Raw genomic sequence first — 18,549 nt, forward strand, 5'->3', positions numbered from 1 at the left:
ACACCATGCTCGGCGCCGACCAGCTCGTCCAAAAAGTCCAAAGCTACCAGCCCAGCGCGGACGCGGACTTGATTCGCCGAGCGTACCACTACTCGGAGTGGGCGCATCGCGAGCAGAGCCGCAAGAGTGGGGACCCCTACTTCATCCACCCGGTGAGCGTGGCGGAGATCATCACCGACCTGAAGCTGGACACGGCCAGCGTGGTCGCCGGCCTGCTCCACGACGTGGTGGAGGACACCCCGAGCACCCTGGTCGACATCACTCGGGACTTCGGCCAGGAGGTCGCCACCCTGGTGGATGGCGTCACCAAGCTCGGCAAGATCAACTTCACCAGCAAGGAAGACCGGCAGGCGGAGAGCTTCCGCAAGATGGTCGTGGCCATGGCGCAGGACATCCGGGTCCTGCTCGTGAAGCTGTGTGATCGGCTCGACAACATGCGCACGCTCCAGCACATGAAGCCGGAGTCCCAAGAGCGCATCGCCCGGGAAACGCTCGAGATCTACGCGCCGCTCGCCAACCGTCTCGGCATCCAGCGGCTGAAGAGCGAGCTCGAGGATCTGAGCTTCCAGTACCTGGACGCGGAGGGCTATCGCGCCATCGTCCAGAAGCTGAGCAAGACCAAGAAGGAGCGCGAGCGCTACATCGAAGGCGTGTGTCGCACCATCACCTCGCGCCTGGCGGAGGCAGGGTTCGCGGCGGACGTCACCGGCCGTGCGAAGCACGTGTACAGCATCTACCGCAAGATGCGCGCGCAGGATTGCGACTTCGAGCAGGTGTACGACACCATCGCGTTTCGGATCTGCGTGGAGTCCGTCAGCGACTGCTACGCGGTCCTCGGCGTGATCCACTCGAAGTGGACGCCGGTGCCGGGGCGCTTCAAGGACTACATCGCGCTGCCCAAGCCGAACATGTACCAGTCGCTGCACACGACGGTGATTGGTCCCGGTCGTCAGCGCATCGAGATCCAGATCCGCACCCATGAGATGCACCGCGTGGCGGAGCACGGTGTGGCCGCCCACTGGAAGTACAAGGAGCGCATTTCCGGTGGTGTAGACCCGCAGGACGCCGAGAAGTTCGGCTGGCTTCGGGAGCTCGCGGACTACCAGAAGTCCCTGAAGGACCCTGCGGAGTTCCTCGAGAGCGTGAAGATCGATCTGTTCCTGGACGAGATCTACGTGTTCACGCCCAAGGGCGACTTGCGCGTGTTTCCGCGGGGTTCCACCCCAATAGATTTTGCCTACTCCGTGCATACGGACGTGGGTCATCATTGCTCCGGCGCCCGCGCCAACGGCCAGATCGTCCCGCTTCGCTACAAGATGCGAAATGGTGACGTGCTGGAGGTGATGACCAATCCCAATCAGCATCCGAGCAAAGATTGGCTGGACTACGCGGTAACGACGCGAGCCCGAAACCGGATTCGCGGATTTCTACGCGGCGAGCAGCGAACCAAGAGCATCAACCTGGGCAAGGAGCTGCTCGAAGCGGAGATGCGCGGAGCGGGTCTCAGTTACGCGAAGCTGAGCAAGAACCACGACGAGATGCGTCGCGTATGGGAAGCGCATCGCTTTGGCACCTGGGAGGAGCTGTTGCTCGCCATCGGCTACGGCAAGTTGCCGGTGGACGACGTGCTCTCCACCTTGCGGAACAAGCACCCCGACGGCGGCGTGGAGCCGCCGAAGGAGCTCAAGACCGGGCGCATCGAGCAGATCGTGCGCAAGGTGACGGGCCGCGATCACAGCGGCATCCGGGTGAGCGGCATCGACGACGTGCTCGTGCGCTACGCGAAATGCTGCAATCCGCTCCCCGGGGACGCGATCATCGGTTTCATCACGCGCGGACGCGGCGTCACGGTGCACCGTCGGGAGTGCCCAAAGGCCTTCGATAGCTCGGATCCCGAGCGGCGCATCGACGTGAGCTGGGACACGCGGGCCAAGATCAACCGCCCGGTGCAGCTCAAGGTCACCACTGCGAACAAGCCCGGCATCCTTGCTACGGTGAGCCAGACCTTCAGCGCGCAGAAGATCAACATCAGCGAAGCGAACTGCCGCGCCAGTGACGACGGGCGCGCCTGTAACGTGTTCACGTTCCAGGTGAGCGATATCGGTCAGCTCAAGAACGTGATGAAGGCGCTGGGCAAGGTCAACGGCGTGGTCGCCGTCGAGCGCGTGTAGTTACTTCCACTGGCAGGTGCTGGTGGTCGCGTCGCACGCACCGGTGGTGCCGGCGAAGCACGCCTTGCCGCACTGAAATGGTCCACAGCCAGCGGTCGTCCAGGCCTTGTAGGCGTCCTGTGCGGCCTTCACCTTGTCCGGTGTCTTCTCGTTCAGGAGTACCGGACAGTCGCAGGTGTCCGGGCTGGTGGCACTGCCGTCGCACTGGATGCTGCTGATCGCCGGATTGCAGGCCACTGCTTCCGCCAGGGTGTCCTGCACGGCCTTCAACAGCGGCGCACAATTAGCGCCCGCCGCGCCACCTCCGCCGGCCGCGCCCGCGGCGCCGCCACTGCTGCCCGCTGCGCCGGCGCGCGCCGCTGCTGCTGCCAGCCGCGCCGCCGCTGCTGCCAGCCGCGCCGCCGCTGCTGCCGGCCGCGCCGCCGCTGCTGCCGGCCGCGCCTCCAGTAGCTCCGCCGGCTTGGCCTCCGCTACCCCCCGTGGCCCCGCCGCTGCCGCCGGTTCCGCCGTCGTCCGAAGAGCCACCACAGGCGACGCACAGAAGCGCCGCTGCCCCGAAATAAGCTAGTCGCGTCATGGCCCGAGCATAGCTCCCGCCAGCTTCGCTGCAATGTTACGGTCCCCGCGGAGGAATCGAGAGATGCGTCTTGGTAGAGCGCTGTTCCCCTTCGTGCTGCTTTTCATGGCCGCTTGCCCGGGCACGCCGCCGCCGGCCAAGGCTCCGGGCAAGCCGGTGGCCCACTCGAAACCAGAAGAGAAGGTGGTCTGGCGCGAGTCGAAGTCCGGTCTCGGATTCCGACTCAGCAATGCCGACCCCGAGAAGCCCGATCGCGCCAGCATCGTGAAGGCCACGCCGCTGGACGCGAAGGCAAAGGGCCGCGTCCTTTCGCGCATGCCGAAGTTCAAGGTGGAGGGACAGAAGAAGAGCTTCGCGATGCGCGCGAAGAGCATTCCTGCTCCGCGTCCTGGGGAGACGATCAAGAACGCATTCCCGCCGAAGGTGAGCGCAGGCGCTCCGCCCGCAGTCGCGCCGACGGGCGGAAAGCTCACCGTGCTGCGCCACGCGCCAGAGGGTGACGTGCCGGTGGCACCGAACCTCTCGGTGACCTTCTCGGAGCCGATGGTGGCGGTGACGTCGCACGACGAGCTCTCCAAGCAGCCGATTCCGGTTCGTCTCACGCCGGAGCCGGCGGGCAAGTGGCGCTGGGTCGGAACGCAGACGGTGTTCTTCGACCCCGAGGACGAACGCTTCCCGGCGAGCACGGACTACCGGGTGACGATCCCCGCGGCCACCCGCGCCGCCTCCGGTCGCACGCTGGCGGCGGAGGAGAGCTGGACGTTCTCCACGCCCACGTTGGCGATCAAGGACGCCTTCCCCGAACGTTGGGGCGACCCGGTGGATCTCGAGCCGGTGATGTTTCTGGAGCTGAATCAGCGCATCAATCCCGAGGCGCTGTTGCCGCACCTCAGCGTCCGCACCGGGACGGAGAAGCACGCCGTGCGGCTCGCCACCGCCGACGAGATCGCCAAGGACGATGACGTACGCGGCTTGGTGCAGCAGGCGGAGGAAGGACGCTTCGTCGCGCTCAAGCCGGAAGCGCCGTTGCCCAAGGGTTCCCACGCCGAAATCCTGATCTCCGCCGGCGCGCCATCGGCGGAAGGTCCAAAGGTCACGGACAAGGACCTCACGGCGGATTTCAACGTCCGCGGACCGCTGAAGCTCCGAAACATTCGTTGCGGCTGGTACGACGGCTGCCCGCCGCTGTCCCCGTGGAGCGTGGAGCTCTCCAACGCCGTGGACGCAGACACCTTCGACACCTCGATGGTGAAGGTCACGCCAGAGCTGCCGGGACTCAAGGTGGACGTGAGCGGGCGCTACCTCACCGTGCGTGGCCGCAGCAAAGGGCGCACGACGTACACGGTCTCGCTCTCCTCGGAAATCAAGGACGTCTTCGGTCAGACGCTGGACCAGCCGGCCACGGGTACGGTGAAGGTCGGTGAAGCGGAACCGATGCTGTTCCCCGAACAGGACGCGATGATGGTCCTGGATCCGGCGTTCGACCCGAAGCTCAGCGTGTACAGCGTCAATCGCAATGCGCTGAAGGTGCGGCTGTACAAGGTCTCGCCCAAGGACTGGGACGCCTACCTCAAGTTCCGGCAAGCCTGGGACTGGGACGGCCGAATCACCAACCCGCCAGGGCGTTTGATAAAGACCACCACGGTCCGCCCGAAGGGAGAGCGGGACGAGCTGACGGAAACGCAGATCGACCTCACCGCCGCCCTGACGGACGGCGTCGGCCAGGTGATCGCCATCGTGGAACCGCCAGTGCAGCCCAAGCCGCGCGACCGCTGGAGCTACCGCGAACGGGAGTGGGTGCGGGCCTGGCTGCAGGTGACCAAGCTGGGGCTGACCGCCTTCAAGGACGACGAGCACGCCTACGCTTGGGTCACGGATCTGGCGACCGGCTCGCCCATCGGCGACGCCGAGGTGCACGTGCTGCCGCTGCCGGGGGGCGCCAAGACCGGGAGCGACGGCATCGCCAAGCTGCCCCTCGGCCCCGATGGCGACCAGCTGACCGCGGCGCGCGGCAAGGATCTGGTCTTCGTTCCGGGCTCGCGCTTGTCCGGCACATTCACCGCGCGCACCCACCGCGATACGGTGCGTTGGTTCGTCTTCGACGATCGCCACCTGTACAAGCCGGGCGAGCGGGTGAACGTCAAGGGCTGGGTGCGCTTGCAGCAGTCGGGCAAGCACGGCGATCTCGGCCGCCTGTCCACCCACGGCCGCCAGGTCTCCTACACCGTGCGCGATCCGCGCGGCGCGGATCTGGCGAAGGGAACCACCACCCTGGACGAGAGCGACGGCTTCCACCTCTCTTTCGACCTGCCCAAGAACGCCAACACGGGCACGGCGTCGGTCCGATTCGCGGTGCCGACCAGCGCCTGGGGCGACGTCTACACCCACAGTTTCTCCATCGAAGAGTTTCGCCGGCCGGAGTTCGAGGTCGGCGCACAGGTTTCCGAAGGCCCACACTCCGTGGGCAAGCACGCGATCGCGACCGTGTCGGCGAGCTACTTCGCCGGCGGCGGCCTGGCCAACGCGGACGTGACCTGGAACGTGACGGCGCAGGACGCCTACTTCACGCCGCCGAATCAGAGCAGCTACCACTTTGGCAAGCCACACCGCTGGTCCTGGTGGTCCTCAGGAGACGCCGACGAACGCCGCGCTGAAGAAACCTGGAAGGCGAAGACGGACGCCGACGGCAGCCATCGCCTCCGGATCGACTTCGACGCTCTGTCCCCGGCGTTTCCGCGGAAGATCGACCTGGAGGCTCGAATCACGGATGTGAACCGCCAGTCGTGGTCGGCGCGCACGGACCTGTTGGTGCACCCGGCCTCCGTCACCGTCGGTCTTCGACAAGAGAGCCAGCTGCTGCGTGCGGGGCAGAACGCGCAGGTCAACGTGATCGTCTCCGATTTGGAGGGCGCGCTCGTGGAAGGGAGCGCCGTTCAGGTCCACATGGCGCGCGTGGACCGCACCTGGCGCGGACGCAAAGTGCAAGAGAAGCTCGTCGACGAGCAGACCTGCGACGTGAAGAGCGCTGCCGAGGCCGTGCGCTGCAGCCTGCCCACCAAAGACGGCGGACTCCACCGCATCTGGGCCATGGTCAAGGACAAGTGGGGGCGGCCGAGCCGCACGGAGATGGACTTCTACGTGCTGGGCCAAGACCCCGCGTTGAACCCCACGGTGCAGCAGGATCGGGTCGACATACTGCCGGACAAGAAGGAATACGCCGGCGGTGAGACGGCGAAGCTCCTGGTGATGGCGCCCTTCGCGCCGGCCGAGGGGGTGCTCACGTTGCGACGCGACGGCGTGGTCCAGCTGACGCGCTTTCACATCGACAAGCGAACCACCACCCTCGACGTCAAGCTCGATCCGGCGTGGCTGCCGAACGTGTACGCCCGCGTGGATCTCGTCGGGCAGCGGGTGAGGGAAGGGGAGAACGGTGAGCCGGACTCGTCGCTGCCCAAGCGGCCCGCGGCGGCGTCGGGTGAAGCGGAGCTCGAGATCCCGCCGACCGAACGCACCTTGGACATCGACGTGAAGCCGAAGCTCAAGGCGCTGTCCCCCGGTGGCTCGACGAGCATTTCCGTGGACGTGACGCACGAGAGCAAGCCCGTCGCCGGAGCCGCGGTCGCGTTGGTCGTCGTGGACGAGTCGGTGCTCGCGCTCGCGGGTTACGATCTCCCGAACCCCATTGCGGCGCTCTACCCGAAGCGGTCGGACGGCGTTTCGGACTTCGAGATGCGTTTGCGGATCGCGCTGATGCGTCCGGACACCGCGCGCTTCGAGATGAAGGCGAAGCGCAAGGACAGCGCCCCCGGGGCAAAGAAGGAGATGCTGAACGGCTACGGCGCTGGGAAGAGCGGTGCCGTCATGCGCGCCACCGCCAAGCCTGCACCCATGCCTTCCGCGGCGCCCTCCCCCAAGGTGCCGATGGCAGAGACCGCCGCGGACAAGAAGTCCGGCGAGGCCGAGCCCGAGATCCGCATGCGCTCGAACTTCAATCCCCTGGCGGCGTTCGTGCCCAAGCTCACGACGGACGCTCGCGGTCACGCCGTGGCGCGGGTGAAGCTGCCGGACAACCTGACGCGCTATCGCATCATGGCGGTCGCTGCCGAAGGGAAGAACCGCTTTGGCTCCGCCGAGAGCGACGTGACGGCGCGCTTACCGCTGATGGTGCGACCGTCTGCGCCGCGCTTCTTGAACTTCGGCGACACGTTCTCCTTGCCGGTGGTGTTGCAGAACCAGACCTCGCGACCGCTCACCGCGGACGTGGCGATCCGCGCCAGCAACGCCAAGCTGTTCGCGCCGGACGCCTTGCGCGTGCAGGTGCCCGCCAACGATCGCGTCGAGGTCCGTTTCCCGGCGGCGGCGGGAGAGCCGGGCACGGCGCGCTTCCAGATTGGCGCCGTCAGCAAAGCCGGTGTGGACGCAGCGGAGATCGAGCTTCCGACCTGGACGCCGGCCACCACGGAAGCCTTTGCCACCTACGGCGAGATCGACCAGGGCGCCATTGCCCAACCGGTGAAGATGCCGCGCGGCGTGTACACCGAGGTGGGCCAACTCGAGATCACGACCACCAGCACGGCGCTGCAGGGCCTGACGGACGCGGTCTTGTACCTGGTGCACTATCCCTTCGACTGCAACGAGCAGATCTCGAGCCGCGTCTTGAGCATCGCCGCCCTGAAGGACGTGCTCGGTGCGTTCGATGCAAAGGGTCTGCCGCCCAAGAAGGTGCTGATCGCCAGCGTGGCCCAGGACATGGAAAAGCTCGGTCAGCGCCAACACTGGAGCGGTGGCTGGGACTACTGGCGCCGCGATCGCACGCCGGATCCTTGGGTGAGCGTGCACGTGACGCACGCCCTGGTGCGCGCCAAGCAGAAGGGCTTCAAGGTGCCGCCCAATCTGCTCTCCGGTGGGATCCGATACCTGCGCAACATCAAGAGCCACTTCCCCCCGTGGTACTCCGAGTGGGCGCGGCGCACCGTGCGGGCGTACTCACTGCGGGTGCGCGCGCTCAACGGCGAGAACGTCGCCACCGAAGCGCGTCAGCTGTGGAGCGAGGCCAATGGGGACAAGGGCCTCGGCCTCGACGCCATCGGTTTCTTGCTGCCCATCTTGGACAAGGACCCTGCGAGCACGGAGACCGTTACCGGTATCCGAAAGCTCCTGAACAATCGCATCACGGAGACCGCGGGCAAGGCGCACTTCGTCACCCACTACGACGACGCAGCCCACGTCACCCTGGCTTCGAACCGCCGCACGGACGGCATCTTGCTCGAGGCCATGATCGAAGATCAGCCCAAGAGCGACGCCATTACCAAGATCGCGAAGGCGCTGCTCGCTCACCGCAAGCGAGGGCACTGGCTGAACACGCAGGAGAACGTGTTCGTGCTGCTTTCCCTCGATCGCTTCTTCAACGAGTACGAGAAGGTCACGCCGGACTTCGTGGCGCGCGCCTGGCTCGGCAATCAAACAGCGTTCGAGCACGCCTTCAAGGGCCGCAGCACGGAGCGCCAGCACGTCGAGATCCCGCTTTCTTACCTGGCCAAGGCCAAGGACGCCTCGCGGGTGGTGCTCCAGAAGGACGGTGCCGGCCGCCTCTACTACCGCATCGGCATGCAATACGTGCCGCGGGATCTGCGCCCGCCGCCGGCGGAACACGGCTTTTCCGTGAGCCGGGTGTACGAAGGCGCAGACGAGGCCAAGGACGTGACGCGTGGCAAGGACGGCACCTGGTACGTGAAGCTCGGTTCCCGCGTGCGCGTGCGCATCGCGATGGTAGCGCCGGCGCGGCGGTACCACGTGGCCCTCGTGGATCCGATCCCCGCCGGCTTCGAGCCACTCAATCCGGCGCTCGCCATGACGGAAACGGTGCCGCGGGATCCCAAGGCGGCCAGCTCCAAGACGCCGTGGTGGTGGTCGCGCGTCTGGTACGAGCACCAGAACCTCCGCGACGAGCGCGTCGAAGCCTTCGCCTCGCTGCTCTACGGCGGTGTCTACGACTACACCTACGTGGCGCGTGCCACCACGCCCGGCACCTTCGTGGTCCCTCCGCCAAAGGCCGAGGAGATGTACGATCCCGAGACCTTCGGCCGCGGCCCGGGGGATCGCGTGATCGTGCGCTGACGGAGCGCTAAGCTCGCCGCGAGCATGGGCGACGACGAAGAGCCGATGGTGCTCGGCCCCGAGCACGAAATCTCCGACGACGAGGTCGACGGAGAGCTTCCACACGCCCGCATCGTGGAGGTCGACATCGGCACCGACGACGAGGCATCGAAGAATCCCCGCCAGCTCTACGAGCTCGAGCTTCGTCCGCTCCCACGCGACGAACGGCTGGCCTTGGCGCACCAGCTCGAGGGCCCGCGCCTTCTCGCACTGTGCTTCGATCCCGAGCCTCAGGTCATCGACGCCCTGTTCGACAACGCCCGCGCCGGGCTCGATCACGCGCGTATGGTCGCGCGCCACCACGCCACCAGCGTCGGCCTCGAGATGGTCGCCAAGCGCGCGCAGTTCCTCCGTGATCCTCGAGTGCAGCGCGCGCTGCTGCAAAATCCCCTCGTCCCCGAGAGCGTGCTCCGCCGCTTGGTCGGGCAGAAGCCCCTGCGAGACGTGTACAAGCTCAGCATCGATCGCGAGCTCCCGGAGAAGAACCGCGTCTCTTGCCGCGCCCTGCTTCGCACCCGCTTCGCCCAGGCGCAGCCGGAGGAACGCGCAGATCTCGTGGTCTCCACCGAGGGTCGCTGCCTCACCCTGCTCATCGGTCAGACCTTCGATCAGCGCACCACCACCATTCTGTGCAGCCGGCAGTACAACTCCAGCCTTTTCATCCAGAATCTCGCGCGCTTTTCGGCCTGCCCGCCCCTGCTCCTCGCGCACCTGCTCAAGCAGCCCTTCGTGCGCCGCCAGCCCCAGCTCCGAAAGCTCCTCCTTCAACACCCCAACACGCCGAGCCAACTCAAGAAGTAGTCCTTCATTATTGTCGGGACGGCGCGGAACCTCGCAGATCGCCGCCCAGGCCGGCGAAGGACCTGCGTGCTCGGCCAAATGTCCGCGTGCCGCGCGCGTCGCCTACTTGCTGCGTGCGCTGCCGGTCCACGCGCGGAGGCGCGCGGTCGTCACCCACTCGTCCCAGGATGCGGCCCACCCGATGTAGTGCACGAGGTACTTGTCGTTCTTCACGGCGACGATTTGCCCCTGCCACCAACTGCCGCCCCACAGCACATCTACCTTTTGTCCGGCGGAGTAGGCGGACTTCTTCGTGGTGGACGTGGGGTCGGCGGCGGGCAGCGGAGCCGACGGTGTAGTGGGAGATGGGGGCGGGACCGCGGGGAGCGATGGCTGCGCGGGCGATGGATCCACGGGCGACGGCTCCGCGGGTGATGGATCCGCGCCGGCGGGAGCTCCGGGCGTTGGCGGGGATGCGGGGACGCCCATCGGCGGCGGCGCGGGAGCGGCGCTCGCGCGGAACCAGAGCATGCCGCCCACTCCGGCGAGCCCCACGAAACCGACGGCAAGAAGGAGCACGACGCCGCCGATGATCAGGGCGACCTTGCCGGCGCTGCCGCTTGGCGGCGGCGCGGCGACGGGCATTCCGGTGACGGTGCCGAACGACGGCGCGCGGGAGGGTGACGGCGCCGTGGGCGGGGAAAAGCCGCCTGCTGCGGACGGCGCCGTGGGCGGGGAGAAGCCGCCCGCTGCGGACGGCATCGTGACCATGGCGCTACCAGCAGGGAGGCCGGTGCTCACACCGAGCACGCTCTGGAACAGCTCCACGCCGGCGGCGCTCGCGTTCTGGTAGCGCTCGGCGGGCTCCCGGGCGGTGCAGCGCGCGAACCACTTGTCGAAGCCGCTGGGCAGCATCACGCCGAACGCCACTTCGCGAGCGCGCTCCGACGCAGGCACCATGCGTTCGAACAATACCTCGCGCATCAGCTGCGGCACCGAGCCGCCGCTGTGCTGCGCCGTGCGCCAGTAGTTCTTGCCGGTGAGCGCCCAGAACACCAACAGCGCGAGGGCCCATACGTCCGTCGCGGGGGACACGCGCGCTTGCTGCTCGGTCTGCTCCGGCGCCATCCACAGCGGCGTGCCCATGGCACTGGTGGCGGTGCCCAGCGCTTGCGCCGCCACCTTTGCGATGCCGAAGTCCAACACCTTCACCGTCATGGCGGCCGTCGAGCTGTGGGCCGTGGCCAGGAAGATGTTCTCCGGCTTGATGTCTCGATGGACGATTTGTTGTTGGTGCGCCGCGGAAAGGGCGTGGAACACCGGTCGCATCACCGTAACGAGCTCATCCGCCGAGAGCCGGCCGCGGCGCGCCACGTGCGCGGCGAGATCTTCCCCGTGCAGGAGCTCCATCGCGAGCCACGGCGCGCCCGTCGCCTGGTCCACGCCGGCACCGACGACCTCCACCACGTGGTCGCTCTGGATCATCGAGCCGATGCGCGCTTCCTGGACGAAGCGCTCGCGCATCTCCGCCGACGTGACGAGCGACGGATGCATCACCTTCACCGCGCGTGGCTTGCCCGTGGAGATCTGCTGCGCGCGGTACACGGACCCCATGCCGCCCATGCCCAGGGGCGCGTCCACGCGGAAATCGCCGCCCAGCACGGTGCCCGGGGCGATGGTGGGGTGCGCTTGCATCAGCGCTCAGGATAGCGGGAAACGGAAATTGCAGTAAGTCGGCCGCGGCGCGTCGTCGGATACGCGAGGTTCCGCGTTGGACCAACATCCAGCCGCAGATCGGCCTGCCACGTCGGCCGCAGATCGGGCTGCCACGTCGGCCGCAGATCGGGCTGCCACGTCAGCAGCAGGGGCTGCCACGTCAGCAGCAGGGGCTGCCAGGTCAGCAGCAGGGGCTGCCGATGCAATCGCCGGAGCAGAACGCGCCGCCGCAACACACCGAGCTGCCGTAGAGCTGACACTCCGAAGGACAGCCCCCGGGCGGCTGGTAGCCGCCGCAGGGCTCCACGCAGCCAGAGTCCGTGGAGTTTTCGATGCAGTACTTTCCCGTGGGGCACGGGTTGCCGTAGCTGCAGCTCTCCGCGCCGGGAGGGAGATCCCCGCCGACGAGGCACGCCTTTGCGTCGCCCGAGAGGGAATAGCAGGTTCCGACGGAACAGTCGGCGCCGGAGCCACCGGAGCCGCCCGTCGCGCCGCTGCCGCCGCTGCCGCCGCTGCCGCCCCCGCCCTGAATGCAGTCTTCCGCGGCGGCGCACGGCCGGAAACGCTACTTTATCGGCGGTGGGGGCGGCGCGATGCCTTGTAGCGCGAGGCCGCCGGGGTACTGATAGCTCGTGTTGCGTCCGTAGCCGACGACCTGAATGCCGAAGGGTTGGTCCGAGCCCACCAGGTGCACGCCGCCGGTGTTCTTGGGGAGCGGCGTGCGGGCGACGCCGATGGTCGAGCTGCCGATGGCGACGGGAGCGATGGGCAGCGCGGAGCCGTCGAGGATGACCTGCGCGCCGAGGGGCATCATCGCGTCCAGGTAGCTGACGTCGTAGTCGACGGGCGCGATGAAGATGTACTTCTGCCGCCACTGCTCCTGGGCGATGACCTGACTCTGCGACGGATCGCCCTTGCGCGTTCCGGGCAGTGCGCCGGGATCGACGATGCTGCCGCCTTGTTGGAAGGTGCCGATGGCGAACTCGTGGTCGCCCGTGATCTCGAAGTCGGTGCTCACGGCGCCCATGTCGAACACCTGGCCTGCGTTCACGAAAGCAGGGGCGCCCACCGGAGTGCCGGAGGGGTAGCTGAGCTTTGTATCGTCCACGTTGCCGTAGATGCGAACGACGTGCGCCACGGGCTGGCCGTACGGACCGGTGGGGCGGGTGACGAAGTAGTGTTTGCCCAGGGTTTCGGCGGGCAGCACGCTCTCTTCCAAGTGATCGCAGGCAGCGGCGGCGTTGGGGATCGCCATGCAGGACGAACCGGCGATGACCTGCACGGGCTTGTCGGCCTGCACCAAAGAGCCGCTGAGATCCGATGTGGACGTGGTGCCGCCCACCAGCTCGGCGACGTCCCCCGCGTCCATGCTCAGGGTGAGCACGCCGCCAGCGGACGTGGCGGTGACGCCCGTGCCCTGGGCGATGAGCCCGGTGCCGCTCACCTGCACCTTGACGCTGGTGCCGTCTTCCGTCGCGGTGATGCCGATGTAGCTCGGCACGCTCTCCGCGCCCCAACCGGGAAAGCTCGTCACCCGGTAGTTGCCGGTCATGGCCGTGCTCGGCAGCAGCAGCGATGCGTCGTTCGAGAACGAGAAGCAACCCACGGGCAAGCCGGCTTGCGCGGCGCACGGTTGGTTCCCAGGACACGACGACCAGTCCTTGCCGCTCGGGCCGCCGGTGCCTTGGTACTCGAGGGGATTGAACTGGTACACCGTCACGGGTTTGGTGGCCGTGAGGTGATAGGCGCCGCCCGCGCTCAGCGTGCTGGCCGTGGGCGGCGTGCCGCTGGCGCAGGTGTCGGAGTCCGGACCCTTGAGCGCATCGACCCATGGCAGGTACAGCGGCGTCAGGCCGTTGGGCGCCACCGTGGCGGTGGTGACCACGGCGCCGTCTTTCATCACGGAAACGTCGGCCGGATCCTTGCCGCCGTTGGCGACCACGACGGTGAAGTCGAACACGCTCCACACCGGGTTCGCCAGCACCGTGGGCCAGAAGTCGCACCCCACGTACGACTTCTGCGTGGCTGCTTCCGCGCAGGTCGTGGGATCGGGCTGTGGCGGCAAACCACCGCTGCCGCCGGTGCTGCCGTCTCCCGCATCCACCAAGCTGGTGCCACCCGTGCCGCCGGTGTTCCCCGCGCCGGCACTGCCGCCGGACGCATCCACCGACGCATCCCCCGCGCTGCCACCGCTGCTCGCCCCGCCGGTACCACTCGGCTTGCTGCCGCCATCACTAAAGCGTGTTGACAGTCTTGGCCAACACCGCCCTTCTCGGGCGTTGGGCATAGGCCCTTCCTGCTTCGACGAGGGTAGTTTCACGGACCACCAAGAGCGGTGGTTCGCCAGAGCTTCCCTCTCCACAGGCGTTTTGCGTCTCCGCGTGCTTCGCGGCGAGAGGAGGCGAGTCTCCTTGGCCTAGTACGCGAGGGTACTGAGCCAAGCACACGGCAGCGTTCTCGTCGCGGTCGGCCTCGTGACCACAACTGCTGCAGTGAAAGGTGCGCTCCCCGAGGTCGAGCCGCTCGCCGATGGCCCCGCACGCGCTGCAGCGGCGTGTGCTGGGGTAGAAGCGGTCAGCCACGGTGAGCGTTGCGCCGTACCACTTCGCTTTGTAGGCGAGCTGTGCTCCGAACAGCGCCCAGGCGCTGTCCGCGATGGCGCGGGCGAGTCGGGTTTTGATGAGCCCCGAGATACTCAGCTTCTCGATGACCAAGTGGCCGTGGGTCTGGGCCAGTCGGCTCGATTGGCGATGGGTGAAATCGTGTCGGATGTTGCGAATGCGTTGGTGCACGCGCGCGAGCGCCGCGCGCGCCTTGTACCGATTGCGCGAGCCCGGCTGCTTCCGGGACAGGCTGCGGCTCTTGCGCCGCAGCTTCGGTAGCGCGGCGCGGAGTGGACGTGGGCTTTCGATGTGCTCGACCTGCTCGCCGCTTTCGCTGGCAAGCACCGCGAAGGTCTTGAGCCCGCGGTCGATGCCGACCGGCGGAGCCTCCGCGCTGCTGTGGCGCCGCGCGGGATGCAGCTCGGCGGCCTCGACGTTCAAGGTCACGCGCCAGCGGCCGCCCTCGCGGGTGCTGACCGTGGCGAACAGCACCTTGGCGCGATCGCTCTTCAGCATGCGGCGCAGCCGGCGCGTGCATTCCCGCACGGCAATGCTGCCGAGCTTCGGCAGCCGCACGGAGCGCGGGTCGGCCTCGCCCACGCGGACGTCGTTCTTCTTGTTGCGGATGCGGAACGACTGCCGCGCTTCCGACCGCTTCTTGAACTGGGGAAAGCCTGGACGCTTGCCCGTGCGCTCTCCCTTGCGACCTGCCGAGAACGCTTGCAGCGCCCGCCCCAAGTCGACCGCCGCCTCTTCGAACACCTGCTGGACGACGTCGGTACGCCAGGAGAGCCCCACGCGCCCGTCCTCGTCCACCCCGGCTCGCTCCGACCGCTTCCATTCATTGAAGTCGTTGATGAGATCGAAGCCCGACCATGGCGGCTTCTCCTCGGCCTCGAGGGCGTTGATGACAAAGCGCAGGCACTGATTGAAGCCGAAGCGCGCCGCTCCCACGTGCCGCCGGAGCAGCTCCTCCTGCTCGCGCGTTGGCTGGAGCGTAAAGCTGAAGGTGGTGTGCCGAGTCACCCGGGCCACCCCGTGAGAGCAACGCGAGCAGCCGCAAGAATCACGAATCCGGCGTAGCTCCGCGTGGTCTTCTCGTAGCGCGTGGCCACGCGGCGAAACGCCTTCACTCGCCCGAACCAGCGCTCCACCGTGTTGCGGAGCCGGTACTTGTCGCGGTCGAGCTCGCGCTGGACCTTGCGATTCCTGCGCGAGGGGATGACCGCCTCGAACCCTGACGCCTGGATATGCGCCAGTGCGGCATTGCTGTCGTAGGCCCGGTCAGCGATGACAGCCTGTCCCGCACCCCGCTCCACGACGAGTGCATTCACCTGCGTCACGTCAGCCGCCTCGCCTCCCGTGACGATGAAGCGCACCAGCGCGCCCTCGGCTGAAACGAGCGCATGAACCTTTGTGGAAAAGCCACCGCGAGAACGGCCGAGACCTTCTGATGATTGCCCGCCCCCTTTTTCAGCGCGCCCGCCGCATGTGGATGCGCTTTCACGATGGTGCTGTCCATCAACAGGTCATCGGAAGGCCGCACTTGCAGCACTTCGTGAAGCTGGTGCCAGCGACCCGCCAGCGCCCAGCGCCGAAAGCGCCGATACACACTGCCCCACTTCCCAAACACCTCCGGCAAGTCTCGCCAGGGTGCGCCCGTCCGTAGGATCCACAGCGTTGCTTCGATGAAGCGACGATTATCGTTGCCCTTTGGACCGCGTGACGTGAGAGCGGAAACCAACGGCGCAATGCGTGCCCACTCGGCGTCGGAAAGCGCGACTCGAACCCCCATTCGCGCAGCCTATCAATAACTGAACGCATGTCAAGCTAAATTCTCATCGAGGCAGGATTTCAGCACCAATCCCATCCAGAAACTGTCAACAGACTCTAGCGCTGCACCCCATCGCCAGCAGCACCACCGCGATCGTCCCAATCCCTCTCATGTGCGTAGTGTCGCTCAGAGTCGTCCTCTTCCGCCACTGCTTCGGGCGCGAATCCATCCCGCTCCAAATGTTCCTGAGAAGAACATGGGGCCGGGGATGGACGCTCCTGGCGGACTCGAGGTTCGCGTGACGAGCATCTCGACGGGGATAGATTTGTTGTTGGTCCGCCGCGGAACCACACTGTCATGCTTCCGCGCCGAAGCGGAGCAGGCCGGCTGGCACGCTCCGGGGATCGGCGCGAGCGCTCTGGACGTCGATGCGTCGGGTTGCTGAGGGTGACCGCTTCGTCCATGATGAAGGCATGACGGCGCCCGCCAACGAGTCGAACGCTGCACGAATCGACGACCTCGATCTCGACGTTCCGGAGGATCGCGAAGAGTGGCGTCGGCGGCTGGAGGCTCTTGCGGCGGCCCGCCTCGCCATGGCACGCGCGCGTTTGCAACGACTTGGGGTGGTGGACGCACGCGGCGAACCCGTGTCCACCGAGTTGCCGCAGGACATGCTGTCCGACTCCGACACTACGCTAGAAACCGGGTGAGCCCCCGTGGCACGACCGCGAATGATCGTGGTGGCTGGGCCGCCCGGCAGCGGCAAGACGAGCTGCTTCACGACTCGACTGCGCGGTGGTGTCCGCCGCGGCTGGTGGCGGCTGCGCAGGACGGCCGCATCGCGGAATTGGATCGCACCGTGAGCTGGTTGGTGCGCGCGCTCGAGGAGCCAGGGTGAGAGGTTCGAGGACGGCGCGGCACTTGGTCACCGTCTACGGCTAGCGCTCGATTCGAGCTGTCGAGCGCGCGCGTCGGCGGCTATCACTCCCAGAACTTCTCGCCGCCCGCATCGAAGTACGCTCTGAGGAAGGGCGTGAGCCCAGCACCGACTCCGTACCAGTCTGCTCGCGGGTCCAAAGGCAGCGCAACGAGTAGGCGCCGCGCCCCGCGTTCGGCCGGAGCAAGCACGAGCAACTCCTGATCGCCGAGAAACTCGCCGATGACGACGTCTCCGGATTGCAGATCTTCCGGGCGCTCACGGAGCTCTGTAGCGGTTCGTCGCGCGCTCGCTTGGGGCGCCAGCAGTACCAGCCCCCACTGGCCGTAGTCTGCGTCCTCGAACAGCCGCGCCGTGCGCACAATGCGCCACAGGTCCATGAGTTCATGCGGCAGGTTCCCGGCTGGCCACGCCGCCGCGACTTCCGCTTCCGTTGCCGGATCCGACACCGAGCAGATCAGTCTGAAGGGGTTGTTGGTGCGCCGCGGAACCTCGAGGCCCGCGAATCTCGCGACCGCGGCGTGGAGTCGGGGGTTCACGGCTGGCCGCGTTCCAGCTCGATCAACGTGGGGATTGGTGAGGCCGAAAGCATCCAAGCCTGCCTCGCGGGCCCAGTCCTCCGGCGAGCGGCCGTGGGCATCCGCCCGGTTGGCGTCTGCGCCCAGCTCGAGCAACAAGCGAATCATGCTCAGGTCGGCGCTAGAGGCCGTTTGGCTTGCGGCGTCGGCGCACACATCCACCGCCAAGTGAAGCGGCGTCATCCCCGCGTCGGCTGGGGCGTTCACGTCAGCACCACCGGCGCACAGCGCTCGAACGCACTCGAGCTGGCCGTGCTCGACGGCCGTGTGGACGGGACGCCACGATGCTGGCGCGTCCGTCGCCTCCACGGACACTCCCGCTCGAATCAGCGCGGCCAGCATCGGCAGCCGGCCAAGGCGCGCTGCGGCGTGCATCGCCCGTGCGGCGCCGGCGTCCGACGGATCGTAGCTAGCCAGCGCTCCCGCGAGATCGGGCACAGTGCCGGTCTCCACCAGGGCGACGAGAACGCCGCCCACTCGGTGCTTCGAGGGAGGCAACGCATCAACGGTACCCGCGAGGCGCCGGGGAGCGAGGTTCCGCGGCGGACCGACACCCGAATTCAACCTGCGGGGCAGGGGAGACTTGCGCCACCGGTCCAGGTGTGGAATGAACATTCCGCAGTGACGGAGAGCGCGGTCCACTCGGAATCTACGCGGAAACAGGCGGCAATCATGCAGGCGGCGCTGGAGCTGTTTGCGGAGCGGGGCTTCCATGGAACGAGCGTTCCGATGGTCTTGGAGCGCGCCGGGGTGGGGGCGAGCAGTCTGTACCGGCGCTTCGGCTCGAAGGAGGCGCTGGTCAACGCCGTGTTTCGCGAGGCGAAGCAGCGGTTGGCCGCGGCGCTGGCGGGGCTGGATCTGCAGCAACCGCCGCGGGAGCTGTTCGCGGACTTCTGGCAGCGGCTGTCGGGCTTCGCGCGACAGGATCCGGTGGCGTTCCACTTTCTGGAGCTGCAGGACCACGCGCCCTACCTGGACAGCGAGAGCCGCGCGCTGGAGCTCGGCGTGCTGGCGCCCATCTACTTGGCGTGTCTCGATTTCCAGCGACAGGGCGTGTTCCGCAAGGACCTGCCGGCGGAGACGATCATCGCCTTGGTCTGGGGAGCGTTCGTCGGTCTGTTCAAGGCGGAGCGCACGCACTCGGTCGCGGTGACGAACGAGGCGCTGGAAGGCGCACGGGAGGCGTGCTGGCGCGCCTTCGCGATTTCTGCCGCGGGGAACGACTCCGCGGAGAGCAACCGGAAGTAGGGAGGAATC

The 18,549-nt window shown here is 67.4% G+C and carries 12 protein-coding genes; 5 read left to right on the forward strand and 7 right to left on the reverse strand.

The window, feature by feature from the left end:
- The first annotated feature begins 5 nt into the window (after positions 1 to 5).
- Positions 6 to 2,171, forward strand: coding sequence for a bifunctional (p)ppGpp synthetase/guanosine-3',5'-bis(diphosphate) 3'-pyrophosphohydrolase (locus H6717_05930; protein MCB9576549.1), 2,166 nt, complete (start codon positions 6 to 8; stop codon positions 2,169 to 2,171).
- On the opposite strand, the gene H6717_05935 is transcribed toward H6717_05930, so the two are convergent.
- Positions 2,172 to 2,696, reverse strand: a complete 525-nt coding sequence (locus H6717_05935; GenBank protein MCB9576550.1) for a hypothetical protein — start codon at positions 2,694 to 2,696, stop codon at positions 2,172 to 2,174.
- Positions 2,697 to 2,811: 115 nt separating this feature from the next.
- Here H6717_05935 and H6717_05940 point away from each other — a divergent pair, with 115 nt between their 5' ends.
- Complete coding sequence (locus tag H6717_05940; protein MCB9576551.1) at positions 2,812 to 8,865, forward strand: Ig-like domain-containing protein; 6,054 nt, start codon at positions 2,812 to 2,814, stop codon at positions 8,863 to 8,865.
- Positions 8,866 to 8,889: 24 nt separating this feature from the next.
- Positions 8,890 to 9,705: a hypothetical protein gene (locus H6717_05945; GenBank protein MCB9576552.1), complete on the forward strand. Its 816-nt coding sequence runs from the start codon at positions 8,890 to 8,892 to the stop codon at positions 9,703 to 9,705.
- A gap of 102 nt (positions 9,706 to 9,807) precedes the next feature.
- On the opposite strand, the gene H6717_05950 is transcribed toward H6717_05945, so the two are convergent.
- The 5 genes from H6717_05950 to H6717_05970 form a co-directional block, all read right to left on the reverse strand.
- A complete protein-coding gene (locus H6717_05950) occupies positions 9,808 to 11,379 on the reverse strand; it encodes a protein kinase (protein ID MCB9576553.1) in 1,572 nt (523 codons plus the stop codon).
- 586 nt (positions 11,380 to 11,965) lie between these two features.
- Positions 11,966 to 13,687, reverse strand: coding sequence for an IgGFc-binding protein (locus H6717_05955; protein MCB9576554.1), 1,722 nt, complete (start codon positions 13,685 to 13,687; stop codon positions 11,966 to 11,968).
- Positions 13,635 to 15,029, reverse strand: a complete 1,395-nt coding sequence (locus tag H6717_05960) for a transposase (protein MCB9576555.1) — start codon at positions 15,027 to 15,029, stop codon at positions 13,635 to 13,637. The genes H6717_05955 and H6717_05960 overlap by 53 nt, the downstream gene beginning before the upstream one ends.
- A complete protein-coding gene (locus tag H6717_05965; protein ID MCB9576556.1) occupies positions 15,026 to 15,382 on the reverse strand; it encodes a transposase in 357 nt (118 codons plus the stop codon). Before H6717_05965 ends, H6717_05960 begins: the two co-directional genes overlap by 4 nt.
- Positions 15,343 to 15,747 (reverse strand): transposase, encoded by a 405-nt coding sequence (locus H6717_05970; protein ID MCB9576557.1) that lies wholly within the window; start codon positions 15,745 to 15,747, stop codon positions 15,343 to 15,345. Before H6717_05970 ends, H6717_05965 begins: the two co-directional genes overlap by 40 nt.
- A 458-nt stretch (positions 15,748 to 16,205) precedes the next feature.
- Here H6717_05970 and H6717_05975 point away from each other — a divergent pair, with 458 nt between their 5' ends.
- Positions 16,206 to 16,487 carry a hypothetical protein gene (locus H6717_05975; protein ID MCB9576558.1) on the forward strand — a complete coding sequence of 94 codons (282 nt, stop codon included), beginning with the start codon at positions 16,206 to 16,208 and terminating at the stop codon, positions 16,485 to 16,487.
- 271 nt (positions 16,488 to 16,758) lie between these two features.
- Here H6717_05975 and H6717_05980 read toward each other — a convergent pair whose 3' ends face one another.
- Positions 16,759 to 17,790, reverse strand: coding sequence for an ankyrin repeat domain-containing protein (locus H6717_05980; protein MCB9576559.1), 1,032 nt, complete (start codon positions 17,788 to 17,790; stop codon positions 16,759 to 16,761).
- A gap of 174 nt (positions 17,791 to 17,964) precedes the next feature.
- Here H6717_05980 and H6717_05985 point away from each other — a divergent pair, with 174 nt between their 5' ends.
- On the forward strand, positions 17,965 to 18,540 hold the full coding sequence (locus tag H6717_05985; GenBank protein ID MCB9576560.1) for a TetR/AcrR family transcriptional regulator: 576 nt from the start codon (positions 17,965 to 17,967) through the stop codon (positions 18,538 to 18,540).
- Positions 18,541 to 18,549: the final 9 nt, after the last annotated feature.

The organism is Polyangiaceae bacterium, from assembly GCA_020633235.1.
Classification (GTDB): Bacteria; Myxococcota_A; Polyangia; order Polyangiales; family Polyangiaceae; genus JACKEA01.